Source organism: Pseudomonas sp. GW822-FHT06D10, from assembly GCF_058799535.1.
This window is the reverse complement of the sequence record NZ_JBXALN010000004.1, coordinates 75,105-92,154: the sequence shown is the minus strand read 5'-3', so window position 1 is coordinate 92,154 and position 17,050 is coordinate 75,105. Positions and strand designations below refer to the sequence as shown.

18 protein-coding genes and 1 riboswitch are annotated in these 17,050 nt (G+C 66.2%); of the genes, 11 read left to right on the top strand and 7 right to left on the bottom strand.

Annotated elements, in window-relative coordinates; translation table 11 throughout:
- The first annotated feature begins 142 nt into the window (after positions 1–142).
- A complete protein-coding gene (locus tag AC1RL5_RS14135) occupies positions 143–853 on the top strand; it encodes a winged helix-turn-helix domain-containing protein (protein WP_011060933.1) in 711 nt (236 codons plus the stop codon).
- Positions 854–2,143 carry an ATP-binding protein gene (locus AC1RL5_RS14130; protein WP_011060934.1) on the top strand — a complete coding sequence of 430 codons (1,290 nt, stop codon included), beginning with the start codon at positions 854–856 and terminating at the stop codon, positions 2,141–2,143.
- A 67-nt stretch (positions 2,144–2,210) separates the two neighbouring features.
- Here AC1RL5_RS14130 and AC1RL5_RS14125 read toward each other — a convergent pair whose 3' ends face one another.
- The 3 genes from AC1RL5_RS14125 to AC1RL5_RS14115 all read right to left on the bottom strand — a co-directional run bounded on the left by AC1RL5_RS14125 (position 2,211) and on the right by AC1RL5_RS14115 (position 5,420).
- Positions 2,211–3,011, bottom strand: coding sequence for a MipA/OmpV family protein (locus AC1RL5_RS14125; RefSeq protein WP_492589578.1), 801 nt, complete (start codon positions 3,009–3,011; stop codon positions 2,211–2,213).
- Positions 3,012–3,017: 6 nt separating this feature from the next.
- Positions 3,018–4,823 carry a serine hydrolase domain-containing protein gene (locus AC1RL5_RS14120; RefSeq protein WP_492589577.1) on the bottom strand — a complete coding sequence of 602 codons (1,806 nt, stop codon included), beginning with the start codon at positions 4,821–4,823 and terminating at the stop codon, positions 3,018–3,020.
- A gap of 108 nt (positions 4,824–4,931) precedes the next feature.
- A complete protein-coding gene (locus AC1RL5_RS14115) occupies positions 4,932–5,420 on the bottom strand; it encodes a GFA family protein (protein WP_011060937.1) in 489 nt (162 codons plus the stop codon).
- Between the two features lie 110 nt (positions 5,421–5,530).
- A riboswitch (yybP-ykoY riboswitch) is annotated at positions 5,531–5,691 on the top strand.
- Between the two features lie 10 nt (positions 5,692–5,701).
- Here AC1RL5_RS14115 and mntP point away from each other — a divergent pair.
- Positions 5,702–6,274, top strand: coding sequence for a manganese efflux pump MntP (gene mntP, locus AC1RL5_RS14110; protein WP_019093782.1), 573 nt, complete (start codon positions 5,702–5,704; stop codon positions 6,272–6,274).
- Positions 6,275–6,349: 75 nt separating this feature from the next.
- Here the strand turns inward: mntP and AC1RL5_RS14105 are convergent, their stop codons facing one another.
- Complete coding sequence (locus tag AC1RL5_RS14105) at positions 6,350–6,916, bottom strand: GNAT family N-acetyltransferase (RefSeq protein ID WP_011060939.1); 567 nt, start codon at positions 6,914–6,916, stop codon at positions 6,350–6,352.
- Between the two features lie 275 nt (positions 6,917–7,191).
- Between AC1RL5_RS14105 and AC1RL5_RS14100 the strand changes: the two genes are divergently transcribed.
- Complete coding sequence (locus AC1RL5_RS14100; protein WP_444434726.1) at positions 7,192–8,880, top strand: hypothetical protein; 1,689 nt, start codon at positions 7,192–7,194, stop codon at positions 8,878–8,880.
- Positions 8,881–8,882: 2 nt separating this feature from the next.
- Positions 8,883–9,233 (top strand): hypothetical protein, encoded by a 351-nt coding sequence (locus AC1RL5_RS14095; RefSeq protein WP_011060941.1) that lies wholly within the window; start codon positions 8,883–8,885, stop codon positions 9,231–9,233.
- Here the strand turns inward: AC1RL5_RS14095 and AC1RL5_RS14090 are convergent.
- Positions 9,211–10,128 (bottom strand): LysR family transcriptional regulator, encoded by a 918-nt coding sequence (locus AC1RL5_RS14090; RefSeq protein ID WP_011060942.1) that lies wholly within the window; start codon positions 10,126–10,128, stop codon positions 9,211–9,213. The genes AC1RL5_RS14095 and AC1RL5_RS14090 overlap by 23 nt on opposite strands.
- Positions 10,129–10,270: 142 nt before the next feature.
- Between AC1RL5_RS14090 and AC1RL5_RS14085 the strand changes: the two genes are divergently transcribed.
- From AC1RL5_RS14085 to AC1RL5_RS14060, 6 genes are all read left to right on the top strand, one after another.
- The gene (locus AC1RL5_RS14085) at positions 10,271–11,098 is read left to right on the top strand and encodes an HTD2 family dehydratase (RefSeq protein WP_011060943.1); all 828 of its coding nucleotides are present in this window, start codon (positions 10,271–10,273) and stop codon (positions 11,096–11,098) included.
- A 34-nt stretch (positions 11,099–11,132) separates the two neighbouring features.
- A complete protein-coding gene (locus tag AC1RL5_RS14080; RefSeq protein WP_072442177.1) occupies positions 11,133–12,296 on the top strand; it encodes an acyl-CoA dehydrogenase family protein in 1,164 nt (387 codons plus the stop codon).
- Positions 12,297–12,305: 9 nt separating this feature from the next.
- A complete protein-coding gene (locus AC1RL5_RS14075) occupies positions 12,306–13,655 on the top strand; it encodes an MmgE/PrpD family protein (RefSeq protein ID WP_492589576.1) in 1,350 nt (449 codons plus the stop codon).
- Between the two features lie 32 nt (positions 13,656–13,687).
- The gene (locus AC1RL5_RS14070) at positions 13,688–14,893 is read left to right on the top strand and encodes a CaiB/BaiF CoA transferase family protein (protein WP_492589575.1); all 1,206 of its coding nucleotides are present in this window, start codon (positions 13,688–13,690) and stop codon (positions 14,891–14,893) included.
- Between the two features lie 165 nt (positions 14,894–15,058).
- Positions 15,059–15,871, top strand: coding sequence for an HpcH/HpaI aldolase/citrate lyase family protein (locus AC1RL5_RS14065; protein ID WP_011060947.1), 813 nt, complete (start codon positions 15,059–15,061; stop codon positions 15,869–15,871).
- 97 nt (positions 15,872–15,968) lie between these two features.
- On the top strand, positions 15,969–16,400 hold the full coding sequence (locus AC1RL5_RS14060) for an HD domain-containing protein (protein WP_047336567.1): 432 nt from the start codon (positions 15,969–15,971) through the stop codon (positions 16,398–16,400).
- 28 nt (positions 16,401–16,428) lie between these two features.
- Here AC1RL5_RS14060 and AC1RL5_RS14055 read toward each other — a convergent pair whose 3' ends face one another.
- Positions 16,429–16,620, bottom strand: a complete 192-nt coding sequence (locus tag AC1RL5_RS14055; protein ID WP_011060949.1) for a tautomerase family protein — start codon at positions 16,618–16,620, stop codon at positions 16,429–16,431.
- A 90-nt stretch (positions 16,621–16,710) separates the two neighbouring features.
- On the bottom strand, positions 16,711–17,040 hold the full coding sequence (locus tag AC1RL5_RS14050; protein ID WP_011060950.1) for a hypothetical protein: 330 nt from the start codon (positions 17,038–17,040) through the stop codon (positions 16,711–16,713).
- Between the last annotated feature and the right edge of the window lie 10 nt (positions 17,041–17,050).

The following is a 17,050-nucleotide window of genomic DNA, read 5'->3' as shown; positions in this document are numbered from 1 at the left end:
AATTGTTAAAAACTCTTAAAAGAATGAAATATCGCGCAAAACCGCTGCAAGTCCCGGGTTTTGTGGCTTGCGTTATCCTTTCCTTAACCTCTTGCCCCCTATAATGCGCGCGCACAAATTGTGCGTTCACAGATTGGCAAATATGGAAAACCTGGGTCTTGGCAAGGTGTTGCTGGTGGAAGATGACGAGAAGCTCGCCGGGCTGATCGCGCATTTTCTGTCCCAGCACGGCTTTGAAGTGCTGACGGTCCACCGCGGCGACACCGCCCTGGCGGCATTTCTCGAATTCAAACCGAAACTGGTGGTGCTCGACCTGATGCTGCCCGGCCAGAGCGGCCTGCACGTGTGCCGGGAGATCCGCGCCGTGGCGGACACCCCCATCGTCATCCTCACCGCCAAGGAAGACGACCTGGACCACATTCTCGGCCTGGAATCCGGCGCCGATGACTACGTGATCAAGCCTATAAAACCGGCGGTGCTGCTGGCGCGCCTGCGGGCCCTGCAACGGCGCCAGGTGCCGGAAACCACCACCCTGCGCGGGGCCCTGGCATTCGGCGTGCTGAGCATCGACCGCAACAGCCGCGAGGTGCGCCTGGCGGGCGAGCCGGTGGAACTGACCACCATGGAATTCGAGCTGCTCTGGCTGCTGGCCAGCGCGCCGGGCAAGACCCTGTCCCGGGACGACATCCTCAACCGCATGCGCGGCATCGAGTTCGACGGCCTCAACCGCAGTGTCGACGTCTACATCAGCAAGCTGCGGGGCAAGCTCAAGGACAACCCGCGCGAGCCGGTGTGCATCAAGACCGTGTGGGGCAAGGGCTACCTGTTCAATCCGTTCGCCTGGGAGGTTTGAATGCTGCGTCTGTTTCTGGGGCTCTACCTGTTCCTGGCCCTGGGCTTCGCCGGGGCCATGACCGCGGTGCAACACATCTTCATCAACTACCTGGCCGCCGACCTGATCGAGTCCTACAACCGCGATGCGGTGCGCGGGCCGGCCTACAGCCTGAGCGAACAGTTGCGGCCGTTCGACGAGGCCGGGCGTCAGCAGCAGTTGGAGCAGCTCAAGCCGCACTACGGGCTGCTGCTCAAACTGGTGCAGGCCGACGACCTGGACCTGAGCGTGCGCGAACAGGCCCTGCTGGATTCCAACCAGTTGGTGGTGCGCGAGGAGTTCACCGAATTCATCGGCAGCATCGACGGCGGCAAGCAACTGTTGAGCATCAAGCTGCCGGAAGACCCGCCCCTGACCCTGCTCTACAACATCGCCGCCTATGCCTTGCTCGGCGCGCTGCTGGCCATCGTCCTGTACTTCTGGGTGCGCCCGCACTGGCGCGACCTGGAGCGCCTGCGCCTGGCCGCCGAACGTTTTGGCGACAACGACCTGGGCACCCGGCTGCACCTGTCGCGGCGTTCCAACATCCGCGACCTGGCCCAGCACTTCAACCGCATGGCGGCGCGCATCGAGGGGCTGATCGCCAATCAGCGCGAGTTGACCAACGCGGTGTCCCACGAACTGCGCACGCCCATCGCCCGGCTGTCCTTCGAGCTGGACCAGTTGCAGCAACAGCCAGATCCGGATGAAAACCGCGAGTTGATCGCCGACATGTATGCCGACCTCGGCGAGCTGGAGGAAATGGTCTCCGAACTCCTCAGCTACGCCAGCCTGGAACATGGCGCGGCCACCATCAACCGGGAAAACATCCAGGCCCAGAGCTGGCTCGACAGCGTGGTCGGCAGCGTGGCCCTGGAGGCCGAGGCGGCCGGGGTGCAACTGCTGATCCGTTCCTGCCAGGTGGAGTACGTGCGCATCGAACCGCGCTTCATGGCCCGGGCAGTGATCAACCTGCTGCGCAACGCCATCCGCTACGCCGACCGCCGGGTCGAGGTGTCCCTGGTGCGCCTGGAGCATGGCTACGAAGTGCGGGTCAACGATGATGGTCCCGGGGTGCCGGTGGATGGCCGGGAGAAGATCTTCGAGCCGTTTTCCCGTCTCGACGCCAGCCGTGACCGGCGTACCGGCGGTTTCGGCCTGGGCCTGGCGCTGGTGCGGCGGGTCTCGCAATGGCACGGCGGCAAGGTCGAAGTGGCGGATTCGGAGTGGGGCGGTGCCTCGTTCCGCATGACCTGGGCCCACCTCGACTGAGGTTCGCGCGCAGCCCTGAACCTGCGCAGCAACGCGGCCCGTGATCACGGGCCGCGCGCTCCCTTTCTTAGAAGCTGTACTCAAGTTGAGTGGCGATGCTGGTCTGCATGCGCCGGTCGACGATCGGGCTGTCGCCGGCTTCCTTGCTCAGGTACTTCATCGACAGCAGGGTCGAGACCTTGGTCTGCTCATTGAGGGGCAGGGTCCAGGCCAGGTCGGCGCCGCTGCTGACCCGTCCACCCTTGGCCCGGTAGGCGCCGAAGCGGCTGTGGGCCGCCTGGGTGTCGCTCACCCCGTACCAGGTCTGCATGTAGTCGGCGTTGCCGAACAGGCTGTTGAGGCTGGCATCCAGGCTGCCGAAGCGGCCCTGGTAGAGGTTGCTGCCAATGCTCAGTTCCAGTGCGCTGTAGGCCGAGCCGGTGTCGCGGTTGTCGTTCTTCTTCACCGCGTGGGTCAGGGTGGCGCCCAGTTCGAACGGCCCCAGGTCATAGCCCAGGTGCGCGCCGAACTGTGCCCGGGTCTTTATTTCGCCCATGCCCTTGAGGCGCTTGGAGCCCTGGCCCAGGTGGTTCTTGTCGCGCCGTAATTCGCTCGGGCCGACCCAGGTACTGAACGACAGGTCGCCCCATTCGTTGCCCCAGCCCAGGCCCTGGTCGGTATTGAGGAACACGCCCCAGGGGCTGATGATCTCGCCGCCGAGAATCGGCGCCAGGGCGCGTTCGTCACTGCCGCTGTAGCGCGGCACGCTGGCCACCCCGGCGTGCACGCCGTACTTCCAGTCTTCGGCGTGCAGCGTGCCGCAGACCGTGCTCAGGCCCAGGGTGCCGGCCCACAAGGCGGCGGTGGTGGAGTGTTTCAGGGTTTTCATGAAGGGTCAGAACCTCAGGTGGTTGGCGTTATAGGTGCGTTTGAATGAGTAGCCCAGGACGTTCACGCCGTTGACCTGGCGGCGCACGGTGTCGCCCAGGCCCGGGCCGTTGCCGGCGATCACCGCGTGGGCGTTGTCCACCGGGGCGAGGATGTAGTCGGTGAGGGGACGGCCTTGCTGCAGGCTGCGGATCATCAGGAAGCCGTCCTCCAGGGCGATGTCCATGCCGTTGATGGGCGGTTCGCCGGGGGCGTCGCTCAGAGCTTGGTAGGTGCCGACCGTGGCCAGCCAGTTGTCCGTCAGGGGCACCGGTTCGATCCGTTCTCCCACCGCCAGCAACTGGCCGTGGCTCTTGGCGGTGAACACCCGATGGCCCTGGACCTGCATCACGTCCAGTTGCAGTTGCCCCAGCGGGCCCAGGTCCTGGGGCCAGAGCCCGAGGCGCTTCTTGCGCACCCGCAGCCAGCCCTGTTCGTCCCGCAGCAGTTCGTAGCGCTCGCCGGCCAGCTCGGCGTACAGGCGCTGGTGCTGGTCGCGGATCCGCAGCACACCCCAGCGGGTGGCATAGAAGCCCGCCAGGTGCCGGCGATCCGCCGCTTGCGGAACCCGACGTTGCTGGGCCTGGGGGGCCGTGGCCGGTTGCGGTGGCGGGGTGCCGTGGGCCTGCAGCAGCATGCGCAGTACCTGGGGCACCAGGGGCTGGGCCAGGGCCTCGCCGCTGTCGGAATTGCTCATCACGATCACCGCCAGCTGCTGCTCGGCCAGCACGCTGATCCGGGCATGAAAGCCCTCGCCGAAACCGCTTTGCTGCCAGGTGCGAATATCTGGCCGGACCCATTCCTCGCCGCAGGGCGACAGGAACCAGCCAAGGCCTACCTGGCAGTCGAAATCCAGCGGGTTGCCGGCGTTCTGCGTGCGCACCATTTCGTCGATGGATGCCGCCGAGAGCAGTTGGCGGTCCTGGTACCGGCCCTGGGCGAACAGCATGCGCACATAGCGGCTCAGGTCCCGCGGGCTGCTCCACAGGCCCTGGGCGGAAAGGTCGCGGACCAGCGCATCGCTGCTGACACCGTCTTCATAGCCTTTTGCCCGGTAGGGCTGGGCGCGGCTGTCCCCGACAAAGCTCGACTGGCTCATGCCCAGTGGGCGCAGCAGGCTCTTCTGCAACTGCTGTTCGAAATCCACGCCGCTGCTGCGCTCCACCGCTGCCCCGAGCAGGGCATAACCGAGGTTGGAGTAGGCGGTCTGGGTTCCCGGAGCGTTGCTCAGCCACAGCCCGCTGAGCTTTCCCGGCAGTTCGTCGAGGGCGTTGGGGGTGCGTGCGTCGCGCAGGTATTCGCTGGGAATGCCGCCCTGGTGGCTGAGCAGGCGGCGCAGAGTCACGGCCCGGTCGGCGGCGTTCTGGTCCTCGTGAAAGCGCGAGCGGACGTAGAACTCCCTGAGGGTGTCCTGCAGCGGCGCGTCCAGTTGCAGGCGCCCTTGTTCCACCAGTTGCATTACCGCCGTGGCAGTCAGCAATTGCGACAGGGCACCGGCGCGAAACGCGGTGTTTTCGGTCACTTGCAGGCCCCGGGCCTGGTCGGCGAAGCCAAAGCCCCGGGCCCAGATCAGTTGCTGGCCGTCCACCAGGGCGATGGACAGCCCGGGCACCTGATGTTCGGCCATCTGTTGCGGGATGTACTGCTTCAGGTAGCCGATGATGCTGGCGTAATCGCCGGGCGCGATGGGCGGCGGCGCCGGAGGCTGGCCGTTGCAGCCGAGGTTGCTCAAGAGCAGGCCCACCAGCGGCAGGCCGAGAAGTTTGCGGGACATGCAGCACCCGAGGGCCAATTGGATCAGCGGATGCTAGGGAAGGGGGGCGTGGCAGTCTTTGACAGCTTTGTCGGGAAACTGTCAAAGACTGTTAAGCCCCGGTTGCGCTCAGGCCTCCAGCCCCAGGCGCTGGTGCCACTGGGCAATCGATTCCTCGGGGTATTCGGCGAACTGCAGGTCGTGCGCCCCGGCATCGACCTCGACCCAGGGCGCCCTGGAGTCGAGCATCAGGTGGGTGTGCTGCGGCGGCACCGGCAACGGGGTGTCGATGGCCGAGGCAAAAGGGTGGATCAGCTCCGGCCATTGCGGGCTGAACAGCCACAGCCCGGAGCCGCAGCGCCCGCAGAAGTGCCGTTCGGCGCTGCTGCTGTGGGCCCGGGCGGCACCGGCGGGCTTGAGCCGGGCATGGTAGATGACGATGTGCTTGCGCCCGCGTACCTTGAGGCTGGCCGCATCGCCCCCCAGGTTGATGGCGTAGCCGCCACCGCCCTGGGTCTTGCGGCAGATCGAGCAGTAGCAGCGCTGGTAGGGATAGGGATGGCGGCTGGACAGGCTGAAGTGCACGGCGCCGCAATGGCAGGAGCCCTGGAGTTGCATGGGGTACCTCCACGAATCAACGGGTGGATTGCACAGGCTAGCCGCTGTGCGAGCAGCTGTCGTGACGCGGTGCTGATGAAATTTTCACATGTGGCCGGCTAAGCTGCGCGCCTCTTTGGGGAGTAACCTGCCACCGCGCCCTGCGGTGGCGCCCGTATCAACATTCTCGGCAACCTGCCGTGGTACGGGCACCGTTTCGGTTGGTGAGACCATCGACATACCTGCGCTGAAGTCGGGCGCGTGGGCATGTCGTGGACTCAAGCCCGACCGGAAGACTCAACGTGAACCCAGCCTCGATCATCTTTCTCGCCTTCGCCATGTCCACCGATGCCTTCGCCGCCGCGGTGGGCAAGGGTTCGGCCATGCTCAAGCCGCGCCTGCTGGAAGCTTTGCGCATCGGCCTGATCTTCGGCGTCATTGAAGCCATCACCCCGGTGGTGGGCTGGTTCATCGGCCAGGCCGCGACTCAATGGGTGGCCAACTGGGACCACTGGATCGCCTTCAGCCTGCTGCTGTTGCTGGGCCTGCACATGATCTACAACGGCACCCGCCAGCAGGCCGAGGCCGAGGAGGAAAAACCGCGCCAGCACGGCTTCTGGCTGCTGGCGGTGACCGGCCTGGCCACCAGCATCGATGCCCTGGCGGTGGGGGTGGGGCTAGCGTTCGTCAACGTCAACATCTGGGTCGCGGCCAGCGCCATCGGCCTGGCCACCATGACCATGGTCACCCTGGGAGTGATGCTGGGCCGCGCCATTGGCACGGTGATGGGCCAGCGCGCCGAAGTGCTGGGCGGGGTGGTGCTGATCATCGTCGGCTCGGGAATTCTCTACGAGCACCTGTCGGCTGTGGCTTGACTTCAGTATCGGCGGCGGGGCGGTTCTGCGGGCAATGCGGCCGCGCCTCGGGCCGAGGCGCGGAGCGCTCTGGCGTTACAGCGCCAGGCTGTGGATCACCTGGGTGGCGTCATCGGGGTCGATGGCGCTGCGCATGCCCAGCTGTTTTGCCAGGCGGCGCATGCTGTAGTTGGCGGCGGAATCCACCGAGTACATCTGCTGGAAACCGTTGTTGCGGGCTTCGTCGATCAGGTGCTGCATCAATAGCGCGCCGAGGCCCTTGCCTTGCCACTCATCGGCGATGGTCACGGCGAACTCGCAATGCGAGGGCTGCTCGTCGACCTGGGCGTAGCGGCTGATCCCCACTTCCCGCAGTTCGCCGTTGTCGTGGACCAGGGCCACATAAGCCACCCGCTGCGGCGTGCCGACATCCATCAGTTGATTGAGCAGTTGCTCGCCCACTTCCTTGATCTCACCGAGAAAGCGCTGGTGCCGCGTGGCCGGGGAGAGGTTTTCGATAAAGGCCTTTTCCCGCTCTCGGTCCTGGGGCCGCAGCGGGCGGATCAGCACATGGCTGCCATCGTTCAGGGCGTCGATCCAGTATTGGCCTTGCTGCGCCGGGAACGGCGGGTGGGCGAGGGTATCGAGAGCGGTGCTGGGCATGGTCAAGTCTCCGCGGAGCCAAAGGGCGGGCTGCGCACACAGCCCTGATTGGCTTCAGGTTTACTCCGCTGGCGAGGCGGGCACTTGATCGGCATCAATGTCTCTGCTTGCGCTGCCGGCCAGGGCGATCACCGGTCACGACCCGTTCAAGCCGCCACCGCTGCTGGCGTACAGGCATTTGGCTATTAATGCTAGCGCCTAATGTTCTTTTTCCTGGCGCGTTGCCGTGAGAGCGCTGATCTACGCTCTCGAACAGCCAAGGGAGGAGTCAGGATATGGAGCATCAACAAGACAAGAATCGTTTGCAGCGGCAGGTTTCCTACATTGCTATCAGTGTTGGTCTGGCGCTTCTGGGCGGCGTTTCGAACGCCGCCCCGGTGTCGATAACCGTATCGCCCGAGGTACCCGCCGATATACCCGGGGGGGCATCCCAGGCAACGTTGGCACAGGCTGCGGCCTTCGCCTGGCAGGAGTTCATCGCTCTCAATTGGCCGGCCCTGGGCGGGCAGCGCGATGTGCCCGATATCCGCCAGCCTTTCGGCAGCCAGGGCGTGCCTCTGGTGTGGCATACGTACCGAAGCAAGGTTGAGATCTTTCCGGGCAAGGGCAGTGCCAACGTCGGCCCCCCGGGCTACAAGCCTGATGGCGCTCCCAGTTATGGTTATGGCACTGCGCCAACCTATGACTACAGTTTTACCGTGCCTGCCTGCTCTGGCCAGATCGCACCCAAACTGCCGGCCTGGATCAACCTCGACGAAAGCACCCAGATCGGCCTCGACCAGATGTATGCCGGTGTTGTTCCGGCGACTCCCACCGGAGGCAATTCCAACCCCCAGCTGGTGCGCTTCCTGGCCAAGGCCAATCAGGTGCAATACACCTACGTCGCCGCCAACCAGTTCTGGTACGCCAACCCCGCGCTGGCACAAGCCGCGCGGAACTTCTTCAACGCGGTCAAGCAGACACCTCCGACTTTCCCCAGCGCGCCGCGGGTCAACTTTCCCAACGGCACCATTGAGGTCAAGTCCGCCTGGCGCCAGCTGGGTCCCGGCGAGGACCCCTCGCGATTCCACAGGCAGACGGTGCGCTTCTATGAGCAACCACCGGGCAAGGGCACCTGCTATTTCGAGGCGCAATGGGCGATGGTGGCGTTGCACATCATCCAGAAGACCCCCACGGCCCCGAGTTTTATCTACGCGACCTTCGAACAGGCCGACAACATCCTGCTGCCCAGTGGCAAGCCGCTTGAGGATGAGAACGGCCGCATCATCAATCCAGCGCCGGGCCCTATGCCCACCAATCCCGGGCTGAGTTACCAGGACGACCCCAACAACCCTCAAGTCAAGGCCCTGGGGGCCTTCTGCAAGCCCGGCAAGCAACTGTATCTGCGCGAGATTGCCAAAGGCGGTACTCCGGCGGGCGGCCCGATCTGCATCAACCAGCGCTATGAGCCGATTGCGGCTGACGTGATTCAGGTCAATCAGGCGGCGCATCAGGCTATCCAGAGCTATAGCCAGGCCAAGAATGTCAAGAATTCGCCCTGGCAGTACTACAAGCTGGTCTCGGTCCAGGCCCAGCCGTTCGACACCACGCAGCTATCGAAAACCGATCCCAGCCACTCTGCCGCGGTGTACTACCAGGCCAATATCATGGTTGAAACGGACTATACCCTGCAGCAATTCAGGGGCCGGATTGCTGCTAACGGTGCTCCGACTTCCTTCCAGGCCGCAGGTGCGCCACCCCCTCCGAACGTGTTTGCCCAATCCGCCGGTTCCGCCGCTGTGCATGGGGTGAACATGGGAGGCTGCATGGGTTGCCATGGCAATGCCCAGGTGGCCGGCTTCGATTTCAGTTTCATCCTCAAAGGCGGCAACGTTCGGGCTCCCGAGACGGCAGGGGCTGAGTCGGCGGCAGCGGCCAGCCAGCGTTATCTGCAATTGTTCACCCCATCTACCACAGGGAAATAGTCATGGCACTCAACACCTTCAAGGATGTACAGAACCTGCTCGATGCCTTCGTTGCGCAGAACAACCTGCCGATCTCCGGAGCGCCTCACGGGGCCTTCTGGCAGACCTCCTACCAGTCGTTCGTGACCGGTAATGTGCCGGGTATCCAAAACCCTGAAACAGGGCAGGCGGTACCTATCCTGGTCAAAGGCGATGGCGCGCATTCCAACCTGATTTATGCCCTGAGCGGAACCCCGGGCACCCCCTGGGGGCCGGATGGGGATTTTGGCCAGATGCCCCCCGGCGGCCCCTTTCTGCCTCAGGCCCAGATCGACGAACTGAGTGCCTGGATCAGCCAGGGTTGCCCGCAATAGAAGGTTCCTGGCTGGCCGGCATCAGCGTCGCGATCAGCGCCCGCACGCTGCCGGGCAGGGCCTCCAGTTCGCGGACGATGATGCTGCGTTCGCGCACGGCCCAGCTTTCATCCAGCTTCACCGTCACCAGCTGCATGGTGCGGCTGTGCCGCAAGGCCGCGGACTCGGGAATGATGCCGATGCCGACCCCGGCTTCCACCATGCGGCAGATCGCTTCGAAGCTCGACACCTGGATGCGCAGCGAGAGTTGCTTGCCCAGGCGCTCCACATGCTCGCGCAGGAAGGTCAAGAGGGTGCTGCCTTCATGCAGGCCGATGTGCTGGTAGGCCAGGGTCTGTTCCAGGGTCACCGAAGCCTGCCCCGACAGCGGGTGGCCCACGGGCACCATCAGCACCAGGTGGTCGGTGCTGAAGTGCAGCACCTGCAGGCCGCTGGCTTCCACCGGGCCGGCGATGATGCCCATGTCGCTGGTGCCGTCCAGCACACCGCGAACGATGTCCCGGGACAGGCGCTCCTGCAGGTCCACCGTGACTCCCGGGCGTACCGAGAGAAATTTCGCCAGCACTTCCGGCAAGAATTCGGTGACCGCCGTGGTGTTGGCGAAGATGCGGATGTGCCCGGAAGAATCGCCGCCGTACTGGGTGAATTCGCTTTTCAGGTAATCCACCTGGCGCATGATCAGCCGCGCGTGCTGCAGCAGCCGTTCGCCGGCGGGGGTGACTTCCACGCCACGGCTGTCGCGGTACAGCAGGCGGGTTTCGAGCTGGCCTTCCAGGGCCTTGATCCGCGCGCTGGCGGCCGCTGGCGAGAGGAAGGCGCGGCGCGCGCCCTGGGTCAGGCTGGGGGATTCGGCAATATGGATAAACAGGCGCAGGTCCGCCAGATCGAAATGCATGTCCGGGCTCCTGAAGGCAGGGGTAGGGGCGAATGGCGTTCAGCATAAACGAACGCCGGTTTATAGAAATGCAAATTCTCCATACGCGCCAGCCCCTTGCATGATGGCCGCCATCACCTTCGTGCCACAGGACCCTGCCACCATGAGTGCCACCGACCCCAGCGCCTGGATCGGCCGCAGCCAGCGGATCGACGACCACCTCAGCCATAACCTGCTGGCCCGCATCGCCGCCACGTTCGGCCAGCCCGCCCCGGCCCCGGGCGAGGCCCTGCCGCCGTTGTGGCACTGGTGTTTCTTCCAGCAGCCACAGCCGGCCTCGGCCCTGGGCGGCGACGGGCATCCGGCGCGGGGCGGTTTCCTGCCGCCGGCGGCCAACCGCAACCGCATGTGGGCCGGTGGCCGCCTGGCGTTTCACCGGCCGCTGCGGGCCGGCGCCGAGGCCAGTTGCACCAGTACCATCCTCCAGGTCGAGGAAAAGGCCGGGCGCACCGGCAAGCTGCTGTTCGTCACCCTGTGCCACGAATATTTTCAGGACGGCCATCTGGCGCTGCGCGAAGAACAGGACATCGTCTACCGCGAAGCGTCCCCGCCGAAAATGAGCAGTGGCGAGCTGCTGCCCGAAGGCGACTGGCGCGAGCCGGTGGAGCCCACGCCGACCCTGCTGTTTCGCTACAGCGCGGTGACCTTCAACGGCCATCGCATCCACTACGACTATCCCTACGTCACCGCCACCGAGGGCTACCCGGGGCTGGTGGTGCACGGCCCGCTGATCGCCACCCTGAGCCTGGGGGCCTTCTGCCGGGCCCACCCCGAGGCGCGCCTGCGCCATTTCGCCTACCGCGGCCTGCGGCCCTTGATTGCCCCGCAGCCTTTCGAGGTCGGCGGGCGCATCAGCGCCCCTGGCCACGCCGAACTGTGGGCCGGCGACGGCTCCGGGCTGGCCCAGCGCGGCGAAGTGCAGTTCGACTGAATTCCAACAATAAGCAAAGGCGGAGTGCCGATTGATGACCCCCCATGACACTGAAGAACTCAATGCCATCCGTGAAGGCGTGCGTGCCCTGTGCGCCGAATTCGACGCCGCCTACTGGCGCGGCATCGATGAGCGCAAGGGCTTCCCGGAAGCCTTCGTCAAGGCCCTGACCGAGGCCGGCTGGCTGGCGGCGATGATCCCTGCCGAGTACGGCGGCTCCGGCCTGGGGCTGGCCGAAGCCTCGGTGATCCTCGAAGAGGTGAACCGCTGCGGCGGCAACTCCGGCACCGTGCACGGGCAGATGTACAACATGTTCACCCTGTTGCGCCACGGCAGCCAGGCGCAGAAGCGCTACTACCTGCCCAAGCTCGCCAGCGGCGAACTGCGCCTGCAATCGATGGGCGTCACCGAGCCCACCACCGGCACCGACACCACCAAGATCAAGACCACTGCCATCCGCCGCGGCGACAAGTACGTGATCAACGGGCAGAAGGTGTGGATCTCGCGCATTCAGCATTCCGACCTGATGATCCTGCTGGCCCGCACCACGCCACTGGCCGAGGTGCGCAAGAAGTCCGAAGGCATGTCGATCTTCCTGGTGGACCTGCGCCAGGCCATCGGCAACGGCCTGACCGTGCAGCCCATTGCCAACATGGTCAACCACGAGACCAACGAGCTGTTCTTCGACAACCTGGAGCTGCCCGCCGACAGCCTGATTGGCGAGGAGGGCAAGGGCTTCAAGTACATCCTCGACGGCCTCAACGCCGAACGCACGCTGATCGCCGCCGAATGCATCGGCGATGGCCGCTGGTTCATCGACAAGGCCAGCGCCTATGCCCGCGACCGGGTGGTGTTCGGCCGGCCCATCGGCCAGAACCAGGGCGTGCAGTTCCCGATTGCCGAGGCCCATATCGAGATCGAGGCCGCCGACCTGATGCGCTGGCGCGCCTGCGAGGAATACGACAGCGGGCACAACGCCGGGGCCAGCGCCAACATGGCCAAGTACCTGGCGGCCAAGGCTTCCTGGGAGGCGGCCAACGCCTGCCTGCAGACCCACGGCGGCTTCGGCTTTGCCTGCGAGTACGACGTCGAGCGCAAATTCCGCGAGACCCGGCTGTACCAGGTGGCGCCGATCTCCACCAACCTGATCCTGTCCTACGTCGCCGAGCATTTGCTGGAGCTGCCCCGCAGCTTCTAAGGAGCCCCCATGAGCCATACCCACGATCTGGCCGGGTTCCTCGCCGGCCTGCGCTACGCCGACCTGCCGGAAAGCGTCCTGCTGCGCACCCAAGAGCTGTTCCTCGACTGGCTGGGCTCGGCCCTGGCGGCCCAGGGCGCGCACCCGATCCCCTTGTTCGAGGCCTATGCCCGGCACATGGGCCCGGCCAGTGGCCCGGCGCGCATCCTGGTCAATGGGGCCGGCAGCTCGGCGTATTTCGCCGCCCTGGTCAACGCTGCCTCGTCGCACCTGGTGGAGCAGGACGACCTGCACAACAGCTCCGTGCTGCACCCGGCCACCGTGGTGTTTCCGGCGGCGCTGGCGGCGGCCCAGGACCTGGGCAAGTCCGGCCGCGAGCTGCTGCTGGCGGCGGTGGCCGGTTATGAGACGGGGATCCGCATCGGCGAATTCATGGGCCGTTCCCACTACCGGATCTTCCACACCACGGCCACCGTCGGCACCCTGGCCGCTGCGGTGGCGGTGGGCAAGCTGATGGAATTCGACAGCGAGCAGTTCATCAACCTGCTGGGCAGCGCCGGGACCCAGGCCGCCGGGCTCTGGGAGTTCTTGCGCGACGCCGCCGACTCCAAGCAACTGCACACCGCCAAGGCCGCCGCCGATGGCCTTTTGGCTGCCTACCTGACCCGGGACGGCCTGAGCGGCGCGCGCAATATCCTCGAAGGCGAGCAGGGCATGGCCGCCGGCATGTCCCGGGATGCCGAACCGGCACTGCTCAGTGCCCGCCTGGGCAGCCGCTGGGCGCTGCTGGAAACCTCGTTCAAGTTCCACGCCTCGTGCCGCCACACCCATCCCGCCGCCGATGCCTTGCTTGAGGTGATGCAGCGCGAAGGCCTGGAACACGGGCAGATTGCCCGGGTGCTGACCCGGGTGCACCAGGGCGCCATCGATGTGCTGGGCCGGGTCCAGGTGCCGCAGACCGTGCACCAGGCCAAGTTCTCCATGGGCACCGTGCTCGGCCTGATCGCCGTGCACGGCAAGGCCGGGTTGCCGGAGTTCCAGCGCCATGGGCTGAACGACCCCCGGGTCGCGGCGTTTCGCGACAAGGTCGGCATGCAGCTGGACCCTGAAGTCGATGCGGCCTATCCAGCGCGCTGGCTGGGCCGGGTCGAGGTGCAGTGCGTGGACGGCCGCACCCTGCACGGCGCCATCGATGAGCCCAAGGGTGACCCGGGCAATGGCCTGTCCCGGGCCGAGCTGGAAGACAAGTTCCAGCGCCTGCTGCAGTTCTCCGGCGCCCGCACCCCGGAGCAGGGCAATGCCTTGATCCGCCGGGTCTGGGCCCTGCGGGACGCTGCCGACCTCAACTCACTGCTCTGAATGCCCGACATCGAACAGGGCGAGGACCGAACATGATTGACAACACAGCACAGCCACGGCCCCTGGACGGCATCACCGTGGTCAGCCTGGAGCACGCCATTGCCGCGCCGTTCTGCACCCGCCAGCTGGCGGACCTGGGCGCCCGGGTGATCAAGGTCGAGCGCCCCGGCAGCGGCGATTTCGCCCGAGGCTACGACCAGCGGGTCAAGGGCCTGGCCTCGCACTTCGTGTGGACCAACCGCTCCAAGGAAAGCCTGAGCCTGGACCTCAAGCAGCCCGAAGCCGATGGCCTGCTGGACAGCCTGCTGGCCGGGGCCGACGTGCTGGTGCAGAACCTGGCACCGGGGGCGGCGGCGCGCATGGGGCTGTCGTTCGAGGCGCTGCATGAGCGCTTTCCACGGCTGATCGTCTGCGATATTTCCGGCTACGGCGAAGGCGGCCCCTATGAGCGGAAAAAGGCCTACGACCTGCTGATCCAGAGCGAAGGCGGCTTTGTATCGGTGACCGGCGGCCCCGAGCCGGAGCAGATGGCCAAGGCCGGTTGCTCGATCGCCGACATTGCCGCCGGCATGTACGCCTACAGCGGCATTCTTTCGGCCCTGCTGCTGCGTGGGCGCACCGGCCTGGGCAGCCGCATCGACATCAGCATGCTGGAAAGCCTGGTGGAGTGGATGGGCTACCCCCTGTACTACGCCTTCGAAGGCGCCGAACCGCCACCCCGGGCCGGCGCGGCCCATTCCACCATCTACCCCTACGGGCCGTTTCCCGCGGGTGACGGCGGCACGGTGATGCTCGGCCTGCAGAACGAACGGGAATGGGCGGCCTTCTGCGACAAGGTGCTGGAGCTGCCCGAACTGGCCACGGACGAGCGCTTTGGCGCCAACTTCAAGCGTTCGGCCAACCGCGAGGCGCTGCGCCAGATCATCGTCGAGCGCTTTGCCCGGCTCAGCGTCGCCCAGGTGATCGAACGGCTGGAGCAGGCGCAGATCGCCAACGCCCGGGTCAACGACATGCAGGGCGTGTGGCAGCACCCGCAACTGGCGGCCCGGGATGCCTGGCGCCAGGTGGACAGCCCGGCGGGCTGCCTGCCGGCGCTGTTGCCACCGGCGCGTAACAGCGCCTATGCGCCGCGCATGGACGCAGTCCCGGCGCTGGGCCAGCACAGCGCAGCGATACTCGCCGAGCTGGGCCTGAGCCCGCAAGGCATCGAGCAACTGCAGGCCCGTGGAGTCATCTGAACCCCAACCTCCCCGTAGGAGCCGGCTTGCCAGCGAAGGGGCCCCTGAGATTGCCTTCGCCGGCAAGCCGGCTCCTACGGAGGGCAGGGCAACACCAGGCTCTTGCCGTAGGGGCCGGGCAGCAAGCCCGGCCGCCATTGGTCTTCCAATAACAAGGATCCGAACATGTCCAACCCCATTGTCCGCTCCGCGCTGTTCGTCCCCGGCAGCCGCCCCGAGCGTTTCGCCAAGGCCCTGGCCTGTGGCGCCGATGCGGTGATCGTCGATTTCGAGGACGCCGTCGAGGAACCCCTCAAGGTGCAGGCGCGAGAGCACCTGGGGCGCTTCCTGCTGGCGCAGCCCCAGGTCCGGGCCTGGGTACGAATCAACGCACCCGAGCACCCCCAGCACCTGGCCGACCTGGCGTTCTGCCAGGCCCATGCCGGTGTGGTGGGCATTCTCCTGCCGAAAGTCGAGAGCGCAGCCCAAGTGGCGCGGGTGGCCGCCAGCGGCCGCCTGGTCTGGCCGATCATCGAAAGTGCCCGGGGCTTGCTGGCCCTGGGCGAGATCGCCAGCGCCCCCGGGGTCCAGCGCCTGTCGTTCGGCGGCCTGGACCTGGCCCTGGACCTCAACCTCAGCAGCGGCTCGGCGGCGGCCCAGTTCGCCCTGGACCAGGCGCGGCTGGCGCTGATCCTGCACTCCCGGGCGGCGGGGCTGCAGGCGCCGCTGGACGGGGTGTTTCCCGGCATTGCCGACAGCCAGGGCCTGGCCGCCTCGGTCCGCCACGCCTACGCCATGGGCTTTGCCGGTGCGCTGTGCATCCACCCGGCCCAGGTGCCGGTGATCCACCAGGCCCTGGCGCCCAGCGCCGAGGAATTGGCCTGGGCCCAACGGGTGGTGGAAGGCGGGCGCGAGGGTGCCGGGGCCTACCAGGTGGATGGGCAGATGGTCGATGCCCCGGTGCTGCTGCGGGCCCAGCGCTTGCTGGCGATGGCCTGAGCCTGCGCCCGGGCCGCGGCGCAGGTAGAATGGCGCGGTCTTTTTATCGAGGTGGCACCATGCACGGCTCAGCCCCATACACCTGCGGTGGCGTCCGATGAGCAGCCTGGAGCGGGCCATCGCGCTGGCCGCCCAGGCCCATGCCGGGCAAGTCGACAAGGGCGGCGCGCCCTACATCCTGCATCCCTTGCGCGTGATGCTGCGCCTGACACACCCCGAGGCGCGGATTGTCGCGGTGCTGCACGATGTCCTGGAAGACTGCCCCATCACCCCGGAGCAGTTGCGGGGCGAGGGCTTCAGCGAAGAGGTGCTGGCGGCGCTGCTGGCGCTGACCAAGGTTGCAGGCGAGGACTACCCGGCGTTCATTCGCCGCGCAGGCGCGAACCCCCTGGCGCGGCAAGTGAAGCTGGCGGATCTGGCGGAAAACAGCGACCTGTCGCGCATCCCCGAACCGGGTGCCGAAGACCTGCGGCGCCTGGAGAAGTACCGCCAGGCCACGGACTACCTGAACTCACTGGCGCGCGACTGAGTTCGTGATACCTGCGCCCAGCAGCGGCTCAGGCTTGGTCGTCGTCGCTGAGCTCGCCGGCAAACCCCCAATCGCTGCCGTCGATTTCCTGGATCACGATGTGGGTATGCTCGGGCTTCTTGCCCAGTACCCGCACCAGGGATTCGGTGAATTCCTTGACCAGTTGGGCCTTCTGCTGGCGCGTGGCGCCCTTGGTGATCTGCAGGTTGATATAGGGCATGGATCGACACTCCAAGTGATGGCGCATGGACGGGCGGCAGGGCAGCCTACGACAGCCGCTGCCTTCCTGCCAGCCAGGGGCCTTGGTGCGTCAGTTGCTGTAGCTGGACAGCGCCACTTCGGCGGTGCGTGCCGGTGGCTTGCGCCCACGGGTGCGCCAGTGCTCGATCAGCGCCCGGCCATGGGCCAGGCCGGCCTGCAGCGCGGCTTCAGTGCTGGCGTAGTCGTTGCCGTAGGGCGGGCAGGCGAAGTGCACGGAAAAGCACGGGTGCTGGCCGTGGCCGGTGAGGCGGCCGACGTAGCTGTAGCTGGAACCGGACTGATGGGGATCAAGGCTGGGAGAGCTCGGTTCACGAATGATCATCACGTAGATGTCGTGGTCGAATTGGGTGTCTTGATACCAACTGCTTGAAGAATCCATGGTCCACCTC

Coding starts and splice junctions, on each gene's coding strand:
- AC1RL5_RS14135 (WP_011060933.1), top strand. CDS start 143: ATGGAAAACCTGGGTCTTGGCAAGGTGTTGCTGGTGGAAGATGACGAG.
- AC1RL5_RS14130 (WP_011060934.1), top strand. CDS start 854: ATGCTGCGTCTGTTTCTGGGGCTCTACCTGTTCCTGGCCCTGGGCTTC.
- AC1RL5_RS14125 (WP_492589578.1), bottom strand. CDS start 3,011: ATGAAAACCCTGAAACACTCCACCACCGCCGCCTTGTGGGCCGGCACC.
- AC1RL5_RS14120 (WP_492589577.1), bottom strand. CDS start 4,823: ATGTCCCGCAAACTTCTCGGCCTGCCGCTGGTGGGCCTGCTCTTGAGC.
- AC1RL5_RS14115 (WP_011060937.1), bottom strand. CDS start 5,420: ATGCAACTCCAGGGCTCCTGCCATTGCGGCGCCGTGCACTTCAGCCTG.
- AC1RL5_RS14105 (WP_011060939.1), bottom strand. CDS start 6,916: ATGCCCAGCACCGCTCTCGATACCCTCGCCCACCCGCCGTTCCCGGCG.
- AC1RL5_RS14100 (WP_444434726.1), top strand. CDS start 7,192: ATGGAGCATCAACAAGACAAGAATCGTTTGCAGCGGCAGGTTTCCTAC.
- AC1RL5_RS14095 (WP_011060941.1), top strand. CDS start 8,883: ATGGCACTCAACACCTTCAAGGATGTACAGAACCTGCTCGATGCCTTC.
- AC1RL5_RS14090 (WP_011060942.1), bottom strand. CDS start 10,128: ATGCATTTCGATCTGGCGGACCTGCGCCTGTTTATCCATATTGCCGAA.
- AC1RL5_RS14085 (WP_011060943.1), top strand. CDS start 10,271: ATGAGTGCCACCGACCCCAGCGCCTGGATCGGCCGCAGCCAGCGGATC.
- AC1RL5_RS14080 (WP_072442177.1), top strand. CDS start 11,133: ATGACCCCCCATGACACTGAAGAACTCAATGCCATCCGTGAAGGCGTG.
- AC1RL5_RS14075 (WP_492589576.1), top strand. CDS start 12,306: ATGAGCCATACCCACGATCTGGCCGGGTTCCTCGCCGGCCTGCGCTAC.
- AC1RL5_RS14070 (WP_492589575.1), top strand. CDS start 13,688: ATGATTGACAACACAGCACAGCCACGGCCCCTGGACGGCATCACCGTG.
- AC1RL5_RS14065 (WP_011060947.1), top strand. CDS start 15,059: ATGTCCAACCCCATTGTCCGCTCCGCGCTGTTCGTCCCCGGCAGCCGC.
- AC1RL5_RS14060 (WP_047336567.1), top strand. CDS start 15,969: ATGAGCAGCCTGGAGCGGGCCATCGCGCTGGCCGCCCAGGCCCATGCC.
- AC1RL5_RS14055 (WP_011060949.1), bottom strand. CDS start 16,620: ATGCCCTATATCAACCTGCAGATCACCAAGGGCGCCACGCGCCAGCAG.
- AC1RL5_RS14050 (WP_011060950.1), bottom strand. CDS start 17,040: ATGGATTCTTCAAGCAGTTGGTATCAAGACACCCAATTCGACCACGAC.